Source organism: Sphingomonas pruni NBRC 15498 (assembly GCF_001598455.1).
Classification (GTDB): Bacteria; Pseudomonadota; Alphaproteobacteria; order Sphingomonadales; family Sphingomonadaceae; genus Sphingomonas; species Sphingomonas pruni.
The window spans coordinates 1-16,810 of sequence record NZ_BCYZ01000087.1; the positions used below are offsets into that span (position 1 = coordinate 1).

Here is a 16,810-nt window from a genome sequence, read left to right on the forward strand (position 1 = left end):
GGGCGTGTTCCAATGCATCGGGTGGGTGACAGACCCTCCCCCAGCCCGGTTTCAGGTCGATCATGCCCCCGGCATGATCTGGACGATGCGGGGCATCGTCCACCTGAAATTCGCAAGCGGGAGGGGAGAGATACTCGCCTCAAGCGTCGGTCGACGCCGTGGTCCAACCCAAACGCGGGATCGTCACCGATCGCCGTCCCGACAGATCGGTGCGCGTCACGATGACGTCGCGATCCTCCATATAGGCCAGCACACGCCGCGCGCGGCCGAGCGAGCTGGTGCCATAGATTCGCGCGATCTCCTCATCGCTCGGACAGGGTGCATTTTCGCGCGCGGCGCGCGCGATCAGCAGGAAGGCGCCGAGCATCTCGTCGGGCACCGCCGCAGCGGCCGTCATCGCGGGCGCCCATTGCTCGTCCTCGGGCTGATAGATGCCCGCGCGCGCCGCGGCGAGCCGGCGCGCGAAGCTCGACGGGTCGAGCGCGATGCGGCGCAGCCCGGCCATGCGGCAGCGTACCTGGAAGTCCTGGAACAGGGCGGCGGCGGGACGCAGCGCGCTGTCGGGATCGGCGACGATGCCATGCAGCGCATCGGCCATCACCGCCTCGGCATCGACCGGGTCGGCATCCTCGGCCTCGGCCGCGGGTGTCGCCGCCAGCGCTTCGAGCAATTCGGCTGCAGGTGCCGGGCGCGGCGGGGGCGGCGGTGCTAGCGGAAGCACCAGCGTTTCCTCGACCGGCGCCAGGATGAAGTCGCGCATGTCCTCGGCCGGGCTCTGGTCGGGGAGCGGCACCAGCTTGGGACTCGAACTGCGCGCGCTGGTCTCGACCTCGCCGATGCGGATCGTCACCGGGCGCCGCGCGAGCGCCGGGCCGAGGCCCAGGAAGGTTCCGCGCGGCAAGTCGCGGATCGCCTCGGCCTGGCGCCGCTCCATACCGAGCAGATCGGCGGCGCGCGCCATGTCGATGTCGAGAAAGGTGCGGCCCATCAGGAAGTTGCTCGCTTCCGCCGCGACGTTCTTCGACAATTTGGCTAGGCGCTGCGTGGCGATGATCCCGGCCAGCCCGCGCTTGCGCCCGCGCGACATCAAATTGGTCATCGCGCCCAATGAAGCGCGGCGGACGTCCTCGGCCACCTCGGCACCGGCGGCTGGCGCGAAGATCTGGGCCTCGTCGATCACCACCAGCGCCGGATACCAATAATCGCGTGGGGCATCGAACAACGCCGACAGGAAAGTGGCGGCGCAGCGCATCTGCCCTTCCATCTCGAGCCCTTCGAGGCTGAGCACGACCGAGGTGCGATGCTCGCGACAACGCGCGGCGAAGCGCGTGATCTCGGCGAGCGAATAGTCGACCGCCGCGATCGCGACATGGCCATAAGGTCCGGCCAAGGTGACGAAGTCGCCTTCGGGGTCGACGATAACCTGCTGCACCTGGCGTGCGCTGCCTTCGAGCAGGCGGCGCAACAGATGCGACTTGCCCGATCCCGAATTGCCCTGGACGAGCAATCGGGTGGCGAGAAGTTCCTCGAGATCGACGCATGCCGGCCGGCCGGCCGAATCGATCCCCATATCGATCTGAAACGTCATTGCCCTGCGCATGGTGGCAACGACGGTGGAAGGGCAAGCCGTAGCGGCGAAAAAAGCTGCGGATTATCTGGTGGCTACAGGCCTCTCCCCTGAAGGGGAGGGGTAAGAAAGATCACAATCCGGGCTTGGTCGACATCACTCTGCCTTCAGCACTTCGCTCAATAGCCGGCGATCTCCGGCACACAGGTGTCTCCCGCCGTCGGGCATCGTTGCCAGCCGCCGCCCATTGCCTGGAATAGCTGCACGCGCGCGGTGAGCGCATCGGACCGCAGCTGGATCAGCGACAATTGGGCGCCGAGCAGTCCGCGCTGGGCATCGAGCTGTTCGAGATAGGGCGAATAGCCTTCGCGATAGCGGTTGGTCGCCAGCCGCAATCCTTCGGCCAATGCGGCCTGTTGCGCGCGTGCAAGCCCCACTTGCTCGTCGAGCCGCTTGGCGCCGGCCAAGGCATCCTCGACTTCCCGGAATGCGGTCAGCGCGGCGCGGCGATAGGCGAAGGCCGCCTGGTCGCGTTGCGCGCCAGCCGCTTCAGCCTGCGCGGTCAGCCGGCCGCCTTCAAAAAGGGGCGCCAGGATGCTGCCGCCGACCGACCAGAGCGTGATCGGATCGGCGAGCAAGGTCGAGAACGCCGCGCCAGCCGATGCGCTCAACCGGACTTGCGGCAGGAAGCGCTTGCGCGCCGCCCACAGGGATTTGTCCGACGCCGCGAGCTGGAATTCGGCTTGCGCCACATCGGGTCTTCGCCGCAACAGTTCGGAAGGCAGACCGTCGGGGATCGCCGGTACCGTCAGGCGATCAAGCGGCAGTCCGCGATTGATCGCCTGGGGCGTTTCGCCGGTCAGCAGGCTGAGCGCATTTTCGGTACGGGCGATAGCGAGTTCGATCTGCGGGACGATCTGCGCAGTGCCATCATATTCGGCTTCGGCCTGCTGCAATTCGAGCTTGGGCGAATAACCGCGCCCCACCCGCGACCTGGCGAGCCGCAGCGATTCCGATCGCGCCGCCACGGTGGCTCGCGCGACCTCCAGTCGGGCATCGAGCCCGCGCAGGGAAATATAGCCGCTCGCCACTGCTCCCGCGACCGACAGCCGCACCGAATCGCGCGCGGCCTGGCTGGCGAACCAGGCATCGCGCGCCGCCGCCTTGCTATCGGCGAGCCGACCGAACAAATCGACTTCATACGCAGCCTGGACTTGCGGCTGGGCGGCATTCTGTTCGGAAGGCATACCGAATGGGCTGACCGATCGCGACCGGCCGCCGGTGAGGCCGGCATCGATCGTCGGCAGCAGCTGGGCGCGCGCCAGGGCCAGATTGGCGCGCGCCTCGCGCACCCGCCCCATCGCGATCGCGATGTCATTATTGTTCGCCAGTGCCTTGTCGATCAGGGACGCCATTGCCGGATCGCCGAACGACTGCCACCAGGCTCGGTCGATCGGCGCAGTCGGGCCGACATCGGTGCGCCAGGCCGGCGGCGGTGCCACCGGCGGCACCGCGGCCGTCTTCACTGCAGGGCCGGCGCACGACGCGAGGAGGATCGCCAGCAATGGCGCGGCGTGTCGCCTTATCATCGTTGCCGCCCGCTACGCGTGTCGATGCTGACCTCGACCGACATGCCGGGCCTGAGCCGCGCCGCCGCGGCCTGTCCCCGATCGATCGCGATGCGCACCGCGATGCGTTGCGCGACCTTGACGAAATTGCCGGTCGCATTGTCGGGTTTGAGCACTGCGAACTCGGAACCTGCCGCCGGCGACAGGTTTTCGATGCGGCCGGTCAACTGGGCTCCTCCGAGCGCATCGACCTTGAAGGTGGCGCGCTGGCCGACCGCCATGTCGCGCGTCTGCGTCTCCTTGTAATTGGCGATCACCCAGACATTGTGCGGCACGATCGACAGCAATTGCGTGCCGGCGGTGACATAGGCGCCGTCGCGCACGCCGATTTCCGAAAGCTGACCATCGACCGGCGCGCGGATGATCGTGTTGTCGAGATCGATCTGCGCGAGGCGGAGCTGCGCCTTGGCGGACTCGACCGAAGCCTGCAGGCCGGCGCGTCCGACGACCACGGTGCGGACGTCCTGGGTACCGATCGCGCGGCTGGCCTGGGCCTGACGCACGCCGGCCTGGGCGGCGAGCAACGCCGCGCGCGTCTGATCGAATTCGCGCGCCGAGATCGATCCATCGGCGACCAGCGCCCGGGCGCGGCGCATGTCGGCTTCTGCCTTGACCAATTGCGCCTGCGCGTTGGCGATGCCGGCATTCTGGGCCTCGGTCGCGACTTCGCGCGAGCGTTGCGCCTGCGCCGAATTGGCCAACGACGCTTGCTGGGCGGCGACATTGGCCTCGGCCTGGGCGACGCGGGCGCGATAGATGCGGTCGTCGATCGTCGCCAGCACCTGTCCGGCCTTGACTTCGGCGAAGTCCTGGACGGTGACGTGGGTGACATAGCCGCTGACTTGCGGACTGATGATCGTGACCCGGCCGCGGATATAGGCGTTGTCGGTCTTTTCCGACCAGCCGGCGAAGGGCGGCAACCGCCACGCATAGAGGATCGCCAGGATCGCACAGAGCGCGAGCACGATGATCGCCGCCACCACCGCGCGCGACTTGGCGGGCGGGTTCCAGCTGGACGGCGCCGGATCGACCTGGGCGTCGGCAATGGGTTTATCCGGCAGCGGTTGGTCGCTCATTTCATTGCCCCTTTTGAGCTTGCGCTTGAGCCTGCATCTGCCGCTGAAGCAACACAACCGGGGATGTCTCGCCGCGCCGCCACATCGACCAGCGGATCAGGAATCCCCATAACGCCATCAGGATGGCGAGCACCCCGACCAGCCAGAATACGTCGTTAAAGGCCAGGATATTGGCTTCGCGCGAGACCTGCTGGCTCAGCAGCGCGGCGCCTTGCGCACTACGCAGTGTCGGATCTCCCACAACGCCGGCTACGGCGCCGCCGCTGGCGCGCAATCGTGCCGCGACCAGGGGGTCGGTCGCCACGATGCGTTGGACCAGTTCGTGCGAATGGAATTTCTCGCGCACGACTTGAAAGGTGCCGAGCAGCGCGCCGCCCAATAATCCGCCGACGCTCTGGCTGAGCCCGAACAGCACCACGAAGCTGACGAAGTTGCGCCCGCCGGCGAGCAATGTTCGCGCGATGCCGATCACCATGGCCTGGGCCAGGAACAGGAGCGAGGCGAAGCCGATCAGGGCCTGGCTGACATAGAAACTGCTCGGCCGCGTCAGGTTGGTGGCATCGGCGTCCATGAACGCCCCGATCACGATCAGGATCACCGCGATGCTGATCGGCATCGCGACGTCGCTGGGCCGAAAGGTCAGCACGGCGGTCACCAGTCCGGCGATCGACGCGAGCACGATGATCCAGTTCAAGGTGACCATCTGGTCGTTGATCAGCCCGAGCACGTTGAGCAAGCCGACCGAGCCGAAGGCCTGTTCGGACAGCAGGATGCGGACCGACGCGGCGACCACCATCAGCCGCACGATCTCGCGGCTGCCCAGCCAGCGCGTGTTGATTAGCGGGTTGGCGCGATTGTGCTCGACGATGATCGCGCCCGCGATCAACGTGATACTGGCGACCAGCGCCCAGCCGATCCACGGCTGGTCGGTCCACCATTCGATCCGCCCCTCGGACAGGACGGCGATCAGCAGCCACAGACCCGGCGCGAGCAGGCCGAAGGTCAGAAAATCGGCCGGCTCGAACACCTTTTCGCGCTCGCTGGGCGGCAAGGGCTGACTCATCACCGCGGCCAGCGTCGCCAGCGCCAATCCAAGTTCGAGCCAGTAGAGATTGTGCCAGTCGCCCCATTCGAGCAGGTGCGGCGACAGGATGCGCGCGAACGGCGTCGCCAGTTGCGGAATGCAGATCCCGATCATTACGCCGGCGAGCCGCTTGGCGGCGGGCAGCGACTGGAAGAAATAGAGGATCGTCAACGTCGACAGGCCACTGGCCGCGATGCCGCTCATCGCCCGCACCGCGACCGAGGTCCAGAAATCGTGGACGAACAAATGCATCAGCGTCGTCGCGGCATAAGCGACCAGCGAATAGCGGATGAACGGCTGCAGCCCGAATTGCTGGCGGTATTTGACCAGCAACAGATTCGCGGTGACGTTGGTCATGAAATAGGCGCCGGTCAGCCAGGCGCTTTCATTGGTATAAAGGTCGAGCGTCCCCTGCGCGAAGTTCAGGTTCACCGTGACCAGCGCATTGCCCAGGCCGCCGGTGATCCCGATCAGGCAACCGATCAGGAAATAGATCAGCCGGCGGCTCGTAGGATGGTCGGGGTTGGCCGGCGACCCGGGGAGCGTCGGCCTTTCGTGCGGCTTGAAGACATAGTCCGTCACGCATCTGCTCCTGGCATGCCGGCCTCAATTACCGAATCCAGCGTTACCACCTTTCGCGTCATTCGCCAGGGTGAGCGTTGGTACAGGTGGTAGGGCCCTGGTGGCGCTGGGCAATCGCTCGATCGCGGCCTTGTCACGCATTGGCGGGATGCCGTGTAAATTCATGCCGCCAATGAAGGTCTTGAACCCCGTTCGAACATCGCTTCCAGCTTGCGGACTTCAGCGAGGGTCAGGCCAGCCAATTTCGAAAATGGCCTGCTTACGATCGCCCTGCAGCGGGTCATTCCCCAAAACGACGAAGCCGCGGAAGATCGAGATCGGCCGCCGCAAGGCCGCCCAGGAACGGCCCAAGGCACCGGGCGATAAAGTCGCCGAAGCGGCGCCTTCGGTCATCCTGCGTTCAGCTACGCCGGATAGATTTTCGGACCTTATGTCATCTGATGGAGGACGATTGATGCGAAAACTTCGTACGGCCGTCTTGGCGGGTATCGCGACGCTCGGCGTCGCGGGGACCGCGATGGCGGCCAGCAAGGACGCTCATGTGATGGCGGTCGCCTTGCCCGATGGGTCGGTCGCGCGGATCGAATATCAGGGCGCGGTTGCTCCAAAGGTTCGGATCGACCCGTCGGCGCCGACGCTGCGCATCGTGCCGATCCGGCTGGCCGATCCGTTCGATGCGGCGCCGTTCGCGATGATCGACCGGATCATGGCCGATATGGATCGCCAAGCCGCCGCGATGACCGCGGCCGCGCTCCAGCCGATCCCCGCCGACAAGGCCGGCCGGCCCGATCTTGCCGCGTTCGGCAACCTACCGGCCGGGACGGTCAGCTATCGCTTCGTGTCGACAAGCGACGGCAACCGCGTCTGCAGCCGGTCCTGGCAAGTAACGTCGCAAGGGCCCCAGCAGGCTCCGAAGCTGATCTCGGCCAGCTCGGGCGATTGCGCCGGCGACGGCAATTCGTCTGCCGACACGGCGGGCGCGGCGGCGAAGACCGTGTCCGCTGAAAAGGGCGCGGCGGCCCAGCCGCACGCGGCGACCCCGACGATCTGAAAATAGCGAGAGCGGCCTTCAGGCCGCTCTCCACTTCTCCTTCATAGATCATCGCGCAGCGGCGGGCCTGCGCCGTGAGGCTGCGTCCAGCGCCGCGAGCACCCGGTCGAGCATCGCGGCGTTGCTGGCTGCCTTGGGGAGTTCGCGCCGCGCGAACAGCTGCAGCCGATCGACGTCGCGTTGCGGCACGGCAAGGTCGATCGGCATCGTCGGCAGTTGCTCAGGCCGCGCGCCTTGCGCCACCCTGCCCGAAGCGAGAAGGTGATCGAGCAGGCGTTTGCGGTCGGCGAAGCTCCAGCCTAGCGCCCGAAGCTCGGCGGGGCTGAGCGACAAGAGCGCCAGCGCGAATTCCATGATGTCGTCGAACGTCAGCAAAAGCCGCACGGTTCGACCGCCGCGTTCCCGCCAGCGCCGGATCGGACCGCGCGTCACTGGATCGGAATGACGCCGTCGACCGCGCGCCATTCGGCCGGCCGGATCAATCTTTCGTGCGCGATCCGTACCGAATGGAGCGCGGCCTCGATGTCGCGCCGCCAATGATCGAGGAATTCCAGCAGCACCGGAAAATCAGGCGCCAGATCATATTCTTGCCAGACGAACAGCTGGAGCAATGACGGGGCATCGGGACGATAATAATGCAGCTCCGCCGTGGTCAGACCATAGCCCTCGAGCTGGGCAATGAACGCGCGGTCGCTCATTGACGGGTCGACCTGGCGCCAGAGGGAGTGTCCAGCGAGCGCAAAGCCGCGAAGACGTCATCGACGGGAACAGCGCGGCGCATGCCGGGCGGTTTGCGCAAGGCGGGCTTTCCTTCGACCGCGGAGCGGTCGGATGCCCAGCGGGCTAAAATGGCGCGCTTGACCTCGGGTTCGAGGCTGGGATGGTGCGCGACGTCGATCGGGTGAAGATATCGGGAGACGGGTTGCGACATGGCTGTTCTCCTTTCCTAAAGTCGCTCCTTTCTCTTGGGCCAGCCGGCCCGGCGCTGAATTTCGGTCGACAACGCATCTCCGTCAAGGGGAGGTGCCCGCTGCGAGCCGGCCAATTTTCCGCGTTTGGCACTCTATGCCAACGAGCGCCAAAAAATTGCGCTCCGGCTCTTGACCGAAAAAATCCGCTTTCCTAATTTTTCGCCAGCTTCCGTTCGCAGCGAACGGCAAGCGCCCTTACATCATGTTTTGCAACTGGAGGTTATGCATGCATTTCCGTCCCTTGCACGACCGCGTGGTCGTCCGCCGGCTCGAAGCCGAGGAGAGAACTTCGGGCGGCATCATCATCCCGGACACTGCCAAGGAAAAGCCGCAGGAAGGCGAAGTCGTCGCCGTCGGCCCCGGCGCCCGCGATGACAGCGGCAAGCTGGTCGAGTTGTCTGTCCGCGCCGGCGACCGCATCCTGTTCGGCAAATGGTCGGGCACCGAAGTGAAGGTAGAGGGCGAGGATCTGCTCATCATGAAGGAGAGCGACATCCTCGGCGTGATCGAGGCCCCCGCCGAACTCAAACGGGCAGCATAACGCCCGTCATCCCCAAATCTCAGGAAGGATAGAGAAAGGAGTCAAATCAGATGGCTGCCAAGGAAGTGAAATTTGCGTCGGACGCGCGTGATCGCATGCTGCGCGGCGTGGATACGCTTGCGAATGCGGTCAAGGTCACACTGGGGCCGAAGGGCCGCAATGTCGTGATCGAGAAGAGCTTCGGCGCCCCGCGCATCACCAAGGATGGCGTGACGGTCGCCAAGGAAATCGAGCTCGCCGACAAGTTCGAGAATATGGGTGCGCAGATGCTGCGCGAGGTCGCCAATAAACAGAACGACAAGGCCGGCGACGGCACCACCACCGCGACCGTGCTCGCCCAGGCGATCGTGCGGGAAGGATCGAAGGCGGTCGCCGCGGGCATGAACCCGATGGACGTCAAGCGCGGCATTGACCTCGCCGTGAGCGCGGTAGTGAAGGACCTGGAAAGTCACGCCAAGAAGGTCGGCGCCAATAGCGAAATCGCCCAGGTCGCGACCATTTCCGCCAATGGCGACGCCGAGGTCGGCCGTATCCTCGCCGAGGCGATGGAGAAGGTGGGCAATGAGGGTGTGATCACCGTCGAAGAGGCCAAGAGCCTCGAGACCGAACTCGAAACGGTCGAGGGCATGCAATTCGACCGCGGCTATCTCTCGCCCTATTTCATCACCAATACCGAGAAGCTGAAGGTCGAGCTCGACGACCCCTATATCCTGATCCACGAAAAGAAGCTCTCGAACCTCCAGGCGCTGGTGCCGCTGCTCGAAAAGGTCGTGCAGTCGGGCCGACCGCTCCTGATCATCGCCGAGGATGTCGAGGGCGAGGCGCTCGCGACCTTGGTTGTCAACAAGCTGCGTGGCGGCCTCAAGGTCGCCGCGGTCAAGGCGCCGGGCTTCGGCGACCGCCGCAAGGCGATGCTAGAGGATATCGCCATCCTGACCGGCGGCAATGTCGTCAGCGAGGAACTCGGCACCAAGCTCGAGAATGTCACCGTGTCGATGCTCGGCCGCGCCAAGAAGGTCACGATCGACAAGGACAATACGACGATCATCGACGGCGTCGGCGCCAAGGCCGATATCGACGGCCGCGTCGCGCAGATTCGCCAGCAGGTCGAAACCACGACCTCCGACTATGACCGCGAGAAGCTGCAGGAGCGGCTGGCCAAGCTGGCGGGCGGCGTCGCCGTGATCCGCGTCGGCGGCGCGACCGAGGTCGAGGTCAAGGAACGCAAGGACCGCGTCGACGACGCGCTGCACGCGACCCGCGCCGCGGTCGAGGAAGGCATCCTGCCCGGCGGCGGGATCGCTTTGCTGCGTTCGCTGAAGGCGCTCGACGGCCTCAAGCCGGCCAATGACGACCAGCAGTCCGGCATCGATATCGTGCGGCGTGCACTGCGCGCACCGGTCCGCCAGATCGCCGAAAATGCCGGCGAGGACGGCGCCTATATCGTCGGCAAGCTGCTCGAAAGCACCGATTATAATTTGGGATTCAATGCTGCGACCGGCGCATATGAAGACCTCGTCAAGTCGGGCGTGATCGATCCGGCCAAGGTGGTGCGGACGGCGCTGCAGGACGCCGCATCGGTGGCGTCGCTGCTGATCACGACCGAGGCGCTGGTCGCCGAATTGCCGAAGGAGGAGAAGGCCGCGCCGATGCCGGCGATGGATTATTGATCCAGACGGTGGAGCGCGGCGCGGCCGCGCTCCACATTTGCGAGCCGGCGTCCCGGCTCAGCGGATGGTGATCGGGAGGTCGCGCCCCGCCATCGCAACGTTTCCAGCGCGATCCGTGGCATGGATGCGGATCGTGTAATTGCCGGGAGCGACCTCTGCTGGATTCCAGCCTCCCGGACTCACACGGCCATGCCGCACGACATTGGTGACGACGTAGAGAAAGCGCGTTCGCTGGTCGCTATGGACCGTGTCTCCGCTAGCCGGCGCATAGGCGATCTTCGCCGCCAAGGGCGATGTCGGCATGCGATCGAACTCGATCGTGATGCGCGGCCGTTCGAACCCGCGTACCGGCGCGCCGTCTTGCCTCAGGATCTGAAAGCCTGCCGCATACAGGCCAAGGCGGCGGCGCGCGGCATTGCCGTCGACCTGATCCCACGCCTCCGCCACGATGCCGACCGCGCCGCCGGCGGCGGGAACGATTAGCCGGCCATTCTGCGTTTCGCGCAGGCGCTGGCCATTGGCATCGATCACATAGACGTCGTCGATATGCGGCGGAACGTGATCGCCGAAATTCGGAAAGCGCAGCAACAACGCATTTACCTTGGCGCGCGGGGCGCCGAGTTCGAGATGGACATGCGCCATGCGGTTGATCGTGCCGAGCGGATCGCCGACCCGAAAACGGGTGCCGCGCTTCACGCGAACCCGGACGACATGGCCTTGGCTGTCGCGGAGGATCTGGAACCGGCTCGCGTCCAACGGCGCACCGGTCGGGGTGCGGCCGACGCGCATATGGATATAGGTCATCTGGTCGACGCGCAGCCCTTCGCTCAGACCCTCGACATCCCAATTGGGTAGCGGATCGCGCACCGTCTCGTCCGCGGAGGCGAGCACCGTCTCTCCTACGGGTGCGCTGATATCCAGGCCGGCGTGTAGATGATCGCGGCTTTCGCCGTCATAATTGCCGCGCACTTCGCCCATGTCTCCGACCACTTCATGCCAGCCGAGCTGGGGGCCGACCGGCCAGGGGAAGACGGGCTTGTTGACCAAGGTGGGGGTAGCTGGTGGGGGGATCGTCGCAGGGATTGGCGCCGCATCGGCAGGACGCGGGCTGAGCTTGCGAACGGCGTAAGCCGAGGCGTCGGCGACATAGAGGGCGCCGGACCGATCGACCGCGAGCCCGGACGGCCCGATTAGCGGGAGCGCAGCATTTCCCTCGACCGTCGATCCCGACCCGGCAAGGACGCGCAGCGTTCCAGAGGGCGCCATCTCGACCACACGTCCGCGGCGATAGGACGCGATATAGACGAAGCCATCCCAGGTGGGCGCCAGTCCGATGATCCCTTGCAACAGGCCGGCGCCGTCATTGGGATCGGTACGGGCAAGCGTCGTGACGCGGCCGTTCGTCTCGACCTTGCGGATCGCGGTGTTGCCCGAGTCCGCGACGAGCAGCTTGCCGTGTCGATCGAGCGCGATCCCGGTCGGCGTATCGAACGCCGCCGCCGCGCCCCGTCCATCGGCGAAGCCCGGCACATCCTGCCCCGCCAGCGTCCGTACCTGGCCGTCGGGCGTGATGATGCGGATGCGGTCATTGTAGCTGTCGGCGACATAGACATTGCCTTTGTCATCGGCCGCCACGCCGATCGGTCCATTGAAGCGCGCGCTCGCGGCGGGACCGTCGCGAAACCCTGCCGTTCCGTCTCCGGCGACCGTCGTTACTACCCCCGCAGGACTGATCTTGCGGATCGCGTTGGCGCCGGTGTCCGCTACGAACAGGTTGCCGGCCGTATCCAGCGCAAGGCCGGATGGCGTATCGAACGATCCCGGCAAGGTGGTTACATTGCCGTCGACATCGATCTTGCGGACGCGGCCGGTATCGCCGGCATCCGCAACGAACAAGGTGCCCCGCGCATCGATCACGACCGCGAAGGGATCGCCGAAGCGCGCCTTTGCCGCCCCGCCGTCGGTCTGTCCTCGCACTCCCTCGCCGGCGACATTGGTCATGGCCACCGGCCAACCGAACCGTGTCGCGGGTGGCGTGAACCAGCCCAGCGTAATCAGCAACCAGATCGCGCTTCCGGCCGCGGCGAGGACGATCAGACCCACAAAGATGGCGACCTTGCGCGGCGATTTGATGGACATGCGGATGCCCTAGCAACAAACCGGCCGGCATCTCCACAGGGTGATCGCAAAGTCGCGTTAGCAAGGGCGCTTGCCCGACCGCAATAATGTCCGGAATGACGATAGGCAGGCTTGACATGCCGCCCTTCCCGGTAAAGGTAGCGTTACCAAAGCAACGAGGGGATGGCTCGACATGGCCGGCTGGGAAACGCTTTCCGCCGATTTTCTGCCTGCCGACTGGCGACAAGGCCGTTTCGTCGGCCGCGTGGCGCGTGTCGATGGACCGAGTCCGGTGCTCGTCGTCGACGGCATCGTCCATGACATGGCACGCGTGGCGCCGACCGTCTCCGACCTTCTGGCGCGCCGCCTGTTCGATCCTGCGGGCGGCGAGCGCCTCGGCGCCATCGAGACGCTCGATTGGTTGAGCCCGATCGATCTGCAGTGCGTCAAGGCAGCGGGCGTGACCTTCGCGGTGTCGACGCTCGAGCGCGTGATCGAGGAGCGCGCCCGTGGCGATGCCGGCGTCGCGGCGGCGATCCGCGACCGTCTTGCTGCGCATGTCGGCGGCGATCTGCGCTCTGTTGTGCCGGGATCGGCCGAGGCGGCCGCACTCAAGGACAAACTGATCGCGGACGGCATGTGGTCGCAATATCTCGAAGTCGCGATCGGTCCCGATGCGGAGATCTTCACCAAGGCGCCGGTGCTGTCGGCGGTCGGGTTCGGCGCGATGGTCGGCGTGCGCTCCGATTCGACCTGGAACAACCCCGAGCCCGAAATCGTGCTGGTGGCTGACGCCGGTGGTGAAGTGGTCGGCGCGACATTGGGCAACGACGTCAATCTGCGCGATTTCGAGGGTCGCTCGGCGCTGCTGCTCGGCAAGGCCAAGGACAATAATGCGGCGTGTGCGATCGGCCCGCTGATCCGACTGTTCGATAGCGACTTCACGCTCGACGACGTGCGTGGAGCGGTCGTCGACCTAACGATCGAGGGCATGGATGGCTATCGCCTGACTGGGTCGAGCAGCATGGCGCAGATCAGCCGCGATCCCGCCGACCTGGTGCGGCAGGCGATGAGCGAGCATCATTATCCCGACGGTTTCGCCCTGTTTCTCGGTACGATGTTCGCGCCGACCCAGGATCGCGATGCGCCGGGCCGCGGCTTCACCCACAAGGAGGGCGACATCGTCACGATTTCGAGCGAAAGGCTGGGCACGTTGGTCAACAAGGTCACCAGCGCGAAGGCGGCGCCGGCATGGTCTTTCGGGATCGGCGATCTGATGCGCAACCTCGCCGCGCGCGGACTGTTGACGCCGCAACCGGTGCTCGCCGAGGCCGCCAACTGATGCTGCAGACCGCCATCGATAGCGCCCGGGCGAGCTATCCCAGTCTCGCCGGCAAGCGCGTGCTGGTCACCGGCGGCGCGACCGGGATCGGCGAGGGGTTGGTCGAGGCGTTCGCCGCGCAAGGATCCCGCGTCGCCTTTGTCGACGTGCAGGACGACGCGGCGCGCGCGCTGGTCGACCGGCTCGGCGGCGACGACGCCGTGCTCTACAGCCGCTGCGACCTCACTGATCTCGACGGCATAAAGGAGTGTTTCGCGGCGATCGAGGAACAGCTCGGTGGTGTCGACGTCCTGATCAACAATGCCGCCAATGACGATCGACACAAAATCGACGACATCACCCCAGCTTATTGGGACGAACGGATGGCGGTGAATTTGCGCCATCAATTCTTCGCCAGCCAGGCGGTCATTCCGTCTATGCGCCGCGCGGGCGGCGGAGTGATCGTCAATTTCGGGTCGATCAGCTGGCATCTCGCCTTGCCTGATTTGCTTCTCTACCAGACCGCCAAGGCCGCGATCGAAGGGCTGACGCGGTCGATGGCGCGCGACCTTGGCCGCGATGGGATCCGCGTCAATGCGGTGATACCGGGCAACGTCCAGACGCCGCGCCAGCAGCGCTGGTACACGGCAGAGGGCGAGGCCGAACTGGTTGCGGCGCAATGCCTCGACGGACGCATCCAGCCGGCCGATGTCGCGGCCCTGGTGCTGTTCCTAGCCTCCGACGATGCGCGAATGTGCACGGGGCACGAATATTTCGTCGACGCGGGCTGGCGGTGATCGGCACGCCCCAGGTTGTCGCCCCGGTCGGGGCAATGTTGGGCGAGGGACCGGTTTGGATCGGAGAGGCGCTCTGGTTCGTCGATATCAAGGCGCCGTGCATCTACCGCCTGGGCGATGACGGCGAGGTGGCCCGCTGGGCCGCGCCGGCGCCGGTGGGCTGGGTGATGCCGATCGCTGGCGGCGGACTGGTTGCGGGGCTCAAGACGGGTCTCGATCGCTTCGACCCGGCTGATGGCAGCTTCTCCGCCTGGGTCGAAGTCGAACCCGACCTGCCGGACAACCGGCTCAACGACGCGGTGGTCGGTCCTGACGGTTCCTTATGGTTCGGATCGATGGACGATGAAGAGGCGCAAGCGTCGGGCCGCTTCTACCGCTTCGCCGACGGAAGAGTGTCGGACACCGGGTTGCCGGGGGCGATCGTGACCAACGGCCCGGCCATCTCGCCCGACGGTCGCACGCTCTACGTCACCGACACGTTCGCGGGGACGATCGGTCAGGCGGACATCAACGACGATGGCTCATTGGGTCCGCTGCGTCCCTTCGTCACGATCGACAAGAGCGATGGCCATCCCGACGGCCCGACCGTCGATGCGGAAGGGTGCGTGTGGACCGGCTTGTTCGGAGGCTGGAGCGCGCGGCGCTACGACCCGGCGGGTGCGCTGATCGAGACGGTGCGCTTCCCGGTCGCCAACGTCACCAAGATCGCGTTCGGCGAGGACGGTCTGCGGACCGCTTATGCGACCACCGCGAAGCTCGCGCTCGATGCCGCCGCGCTCGACGCCCAGCCGCTCGCGGGGCACCTTTTCGCATTTGACGCCGGGGTCGCCGGCGTGCCGGTCAACGCCATAAGATCATGACAAGAACGATAATGGGAGAGTGGAATGAACGGGGGAGCGACACGGGCCAATAGCGGCCTTATCGCCATGATCGTCGCGGTGGCGACGATCGGCGGGTTGTTGTTCGGCTATGACAGCGGCGCGGTCAATGGCACCCAGCCCGGCCTGAAGGCCGCATTCGGCCTTAGCGAGAGCGGGCTCGGCTTCACCGTCGGGTCGCTGCTCATCGGCTGCTTTATCGGCGCCTTCTTTGCCGGCACGCTTGCCGACCGGATGGGCCGCCGCAACGTGATGCGGATCGCGGCTCTGCTGTTCCTGGGCGGTGCGCTGGTCCAGGGTTTCGCCCATCTTCAGCCGATCTTCGTGACCGCGCGGATCATCGGCGGCATGGCGGTAGGGGCGGCAAGCGTCCTGTCACCCGCTTATATCTCCGAAGTCGCCCCAGCCAATATCCGCGGGCGGATGACGACGGTGCAACAGATCATGATCATCTCGGGTCTGACCGCGGCGTTCGTGGTCAATTATTATCTCGCCGCCGCCGCCGGCGCCTCGACCGAGAAACTCGGCGGGCTCGAAGCGTGGCGCTGGATGTACCTGATGCAGGCGATCCCGGCGGCGGTCTTTCTGGTCGCATTGTTCCTGATCCCGGAGAGCCCGCGCTTTCTCGTGTCGAAGGGCCGTGAAGGCGAGGCGGAAGTCGTTCTCACCAGGCTGTTCGGCGCCGATACCGCCGCGACCAAGCTTGCCGAGATCCGCGCCAGCTTCAGTGCCGATCACCGGCCGCAGCTGCGCGACATCATGGATCCCGTGAAGGGCGGCATTCGTCCGGTGGTCTGGGCCGGATTGCTGCTCGCGGTGTTCCAGCAGCTCGTCGGGATCAACGTGATTTTCTATTACGGCTCGACCTTGTGGCAGCTCGCCGGCTTCACCGAGAACGACTCGCTGCTGATCAATATCGTGTCGGGCGTGGTGTCGATCGGCGCGTGCCTGGTCACTGTTGCGCTGGTCGACCGGATCGGACGCAAGCCGCTGTTGCTGATCGGCTCGGCCGGCATGGCAGTGACGTTGTTCGGCCTCGTCTATGCGTTCAGCCAGGGCTCGCTCGACGCCGCGGGCAAGCTCCAGCTGTCGCCGGAGCTCGGCACCATCGCGGTGGTCGCGGCCAACCTCTACGTGATCTTCTTCAACCTGAGTTGGGGGCCGGTCATGTGGGTGATGCTGGGCGAGATGTTCCCCAACCAGATCCGCGGCTCCGCGCTGGCGGTGTGCGGCTTCGCGCAATGGTTCGCGAACTATCTGGTCGCGCAGAGCTTCCCGGTCATGGCCGCCAAGCTGGGGCTCGCGACCAGCTACACCTTCTATGCGGTGTGCGCGGTGATCAGTTTCTTCCTGGTCCAGAAGTTCATCCACGAGACCAAGGGCAAGGAGCTCGAGGAAATGACCGGCTGACGATCGATCGGGGCGGATCCTAAGGCAATCCTCCCCCGCCAGGGGGAGGTGTCGCCGGAGGCGACGGAGGGGGCGGACGGCAACCAACTATCGCCGGTGCTTCCTCCCCCCCCCCC

The 16,810-nt window shown here is 65.8% G+C and carries 16 protein-coding genes; 7 read left to right on the forward strand and 9 right to left on the reverse strand.

Features of this window, described 5'->3' with window-relative positions; genetic code table 11:
• Positions 1-139 precede the first annotated feature (139 nt).
• The 5 genes from SPR01S_RS18560 to SPR01S_RS21715 form a co-directional block, all read right to left on the reverse strand.
• Positions 140-1,588, reverse strand: coding sequence for an ATP-binding protein (locus tag SPR01S_RS18560; protein ID WP_066592357.1), 1,449 nt, complete (start codon positions 1,586-1,588; stop codon positions 140-142).
• A gap of 158 nt (positions 1,589-1,746) precedes the next feature.
• Complete coding sequence (locus tag SPR01S_RS18565; protein WP_066592361.1) at positions 1,747-3,156, reverse strand: efflux transporter outer membrane subunit; 1,410 nt, start codon at positions 3,154-3,156, stop codon at positions 1,747-1,749.
• Positions 3,153-4,271 carry an HlyD family secretion protein gene (locus SPR01S_RS18570; RefSeq protein WP_066592364.1) on the reverse strand — a complete coding sequence of 373 codons (1,119 nt, stop codon included), beginning with the start codon at positions 4,269-4,271 and terminating at the stop codon, positions 3,153-3,155. Before SPR01S_RS18570 ends, SPR01S_RS18565 begins: the two co-directional genes overlap by 4 nt.
• Before the next feature lies 1 nt (position 4,272).
• Positions 4,273-5,937 carry an efflux MFS transporter permease gene (locus SPR01S_RS18575; RefSeq protein WP_066592365.1) on the reverse strand — a complete coding sequence of 555 codons (1,665 nt, stop codon included), beginning with the start codon at positions 5,935-5,937 and terminating at the stop codon, positions 4,273-4,275.
• 219 nt (positions 5,938-6,156) lie between these two features.
• Positions 6,157-6,330, reverse strand: a complete 174-nt coding sequence (locus SPR01S_RS21715) for a hypothetical protein (protein ID WP_157082343.1) — start codon at positions 6,328-6,330, stop codon at positions 6,157-6,159.
• Between the two features lie 61 nt (positions 6,331-6,391).
• Between SPR01S_RS21715 and SPR01S_RS18580 the strand changes: the two genes are divergently transcribed.
• On the forward strand, positions 6,392-6,988 hold the full coding sequence (locus SPR01S_RS18580; RefSeq protein WP_157082344.1) for a hypothetical protein: 597 nt from the start codon (positions 6,392-6,394) through the stop codon (positions 6,986-6,988).
• Between the two features lie 48 nt (positions 6,989-7,036).
• On the opposite strand, the gene SPR01S_RS18585 is transcribed toward SPR01S_RS18580, so the two are convergent.
• The 3 genes from SPR01S_RS18585 to SPR01S_RS18595 are packed head-to-tail and all read right to left on the reverse strand — an operon-like array spanning position 7,037 to position 7,919.
• Positions 7,037-7,372: a hypothetical protein gene (locus SPR01S_RS18585; RefSeq protein ID WP_245662101.1), complete on the reverse strand. Its 336-nt coding sequence runs from the start codon at positions 7,370-7,372 to the stop codon at positions 7,037-7,039.
• A 44-nt stretch (positions 7,373-7,416) separates the two neighbouring features.
• Entirely contained in the window at positions 7,417-7,686 is a 270-nt protein-coding gene (locus SPR01S_RS18590; RefSeq protein ID WP_066592373.1) for an usg protein, read from the reverse strand.
• Positions 7,683-7,919 (reverse strand): hypothetical protein, encoded by a 237-nt coding sequence (locus SPR01S_RS18595; protein WP_066592380.1) that lies wholly within the window; start codon positions 7,917-7,919, stop codon positions 7,683-7,685. The genes SPR01S_RS18590 and SPR01S_RS18595 overlap by 4 nt, the downstream gene beginning before the upstream one ends.
• Positions 7,920-8,185: 266 nt before the next feature.
• Here SPR01S_RS18595 and groES point away from each other — a divergent pair, with 266 nt between their 5' ends.
• Together groES and groL are read left to right on the forward strand one after the other, a co-directional pair.
• A complete protein-coding gene (groES, locus tag SPR01S_RS18600; RefSeq protein ID WP_066592382.1) occupies positions 8,186-8,500 on the forward strand; it encodes a co-chaperone GroES in 315 nt (104 codons plus the stop codon).
• Between the two features lie 50 nt (positions 8,501-8,550).
• Complete coding sequence (gene groL, locus SPR01S_RS18605; protein WP_066592383.1) at positions 8,551-10,170, forward strand: chaperonin GroEL; 1,620 nt, start codon at positions 8,551-8,553, stop codon at positions 10,168-10,170.
• Positions 10,171-10,227: 57 nt separating this feature from the next.
• On the opposite strand, the gene SPR01S_RS18610 is transcribed toward groL, so the two are convergent.
• Positions 10,228-12,309 carry an NHL repeat-containing protein gene (locus SPR01S_RS18610; RefSeq protein WP_066592384.1) on the reverse strand — a complete coding sequence of 694 codons (2,082 nt, stop codon included), beginning with the start codon at positions 12,307-12,309 and terminating at the stop codon, positions 10,228-10,230.
• Positions 12,310-12,481: 172 nt separating this feature from the next.
• Between SPR01S_RS18610 and SPR01S_RS18615 the strand changes: the two genes are divergently transcribed.
• Genes SPR01S_RS18615 through SPR01S_RS18630 form a run of 4 tightly spaced genes read left to right on the forward strand, consistent with a single transcriptional unit; the run spans position 12,482 to position 16,694 of the window.
• Positions 12,482-13,630, forward strand: a complete 1,149-nt coding sequence (locus tag SPR01S_RS18615) for a fumarylacetoacetate hydrolase family protein (RefSeq protein ID WP_066592385.1) — start codon at positions 12,482-12,484, stop codon at positions 13,628-13,630.
• The gene (gene xylB / locus SPR01S_RS18620; protein ID WP_066592388.1) at positions 13,630-14,406 is read left to right on the forward strand and encodes a D-xylose 1-dehydrogenase; all 777 of its coding nucleotides are present in this window, start codon (positions 13,630-13,632) and stop codon (positions 14,404-14,406) included. Before SPR01S_RS18615 ends, xylB begins: the two co-directional genes overlap by 1 nt.
• Positions 14,403-15,266 carry an SMP-30/gluconolactonase/LRE family protein gene (locus SPR01S_RS18625; protein ID WP_245662104.1) on the forward strand — a complete coding sequence of 288 codons (864 nt, stop codon included), beginning with the start codon at positions 14,403-14,405 and terminating at the stop codon, positions 15,264-15,266. Before xylB ends, SPR01S_RS18625 begins: the two co-directional genes overlap by 4 nt.
• Positions 15,267-15,290: 24 nt before the next feature.
• Complete coding sequence (locus tag SPR01S_RS18630; protein WP_066592389.1) at positions 15,291-16,694, forward strand: sugar porter family MFS transporter; 1,404 nt, start codon at positions 15,291-15,293, stop codon at positions 16,692-16,694.
• Positions 16,695-16,810: the final 116 nt, after the last annotated feature.

Excerpts from the sequence above, each read along its gene's own strand:
- SPR01S_RS18570 (WP_066592364.1), bottom strand. The coding sequence starts at position 4,271 with ATGAGCGACCAACCGCTGCCGGATAAACCCATTGCCGACGCCCAGGTC.
- SPR01S_RS18560 (WP_066592357.1), bottom strand. The coding sequence starts at position 1,588 with ATGACGTTTCAGATCGATATGGGGATCGATTCGGCCGGCCGGCCGGCA.
- SPR01S_RS18615 (WP_066592385.1), top strand. The coding sequence starts at position 12,482 with ATGGCCGGCTGGGAAACGCTTTCCGCCGATTTTCTGCCTGCCGACTGG.
- SPR01S_RS18565 (WP_066592361.1), bottom strand. The coding sequence starts at position 3,156 with ATGATAAGGCGACACGCCGCGCCATTGCTGGCGATCCTCCTCGCGTCG.
- SPR01S_RS21715 (WP_157082343.1), bottom strand. The coding sequence starts at position 6,330 with ATGACCGAAGGCGCCGCTTCGGCGACTTTATCGCCCGGTGCCTTGGGC.
- SPR01S_RS18595 (WP_066592380.1), bottom strand. The coding sequence starts at position 7,919 with ATGTCGCAACCCGTCTCCCGATATCTTCACCCGATCGACGTCGCGCAC.
- xylB (WP_066592388.1), top strand. The coding sequence starts at position 13,630 with ATGCTGCAGACCGCCATCGATAGCGCCCGGGCGAGCTATCCCAGTCTC.
- groES (WP_066592382.1), top strand. The coding sequence starts at position 8,186 with ATGCATTTCCGTCCCTTGCACGACCGCGTGGTCGTCCGCCGGCTCGAA.
- SPR01S_RS18630 (WP_066592389.1), top strand. The coding sequence starts at position 15,291 with ATGAACGGGGGAGCGACACGGGCCAATAGCGGCCTTATCGCCATGATC.
- SPR01S_RS18610 (WP_066592384.1), bottom strand. The coding sequence starts at position 12,309 with ATGTCCATCAAATCGCCGCGCAAGGTCGCCATCTTTGTGGGTCTGATC.
- SPR01S_RS18590 (WP_066592373.1), bottom strand. The coding sequence starts at position 7,686 with ATGAGCGACCGCGCGTTCATTGCCCAGCTCGAGGGCTATGGTCTGACC.
- groL (WP_066592383.1), top strand. The coding sequence starts at position 8,551 with ATGGCTGCCAAGGAAGTGAAATTTGCGTCGGACGCGCGTGATCGCATG.
- SPR01S_RS18580 (WP_157082344.1), top strand. The coding sequence starts at position 6,392 with ATGCGAAAACTTCGTACGGCCGTCTTGGCGGGTATCGCGACGCTCGGC.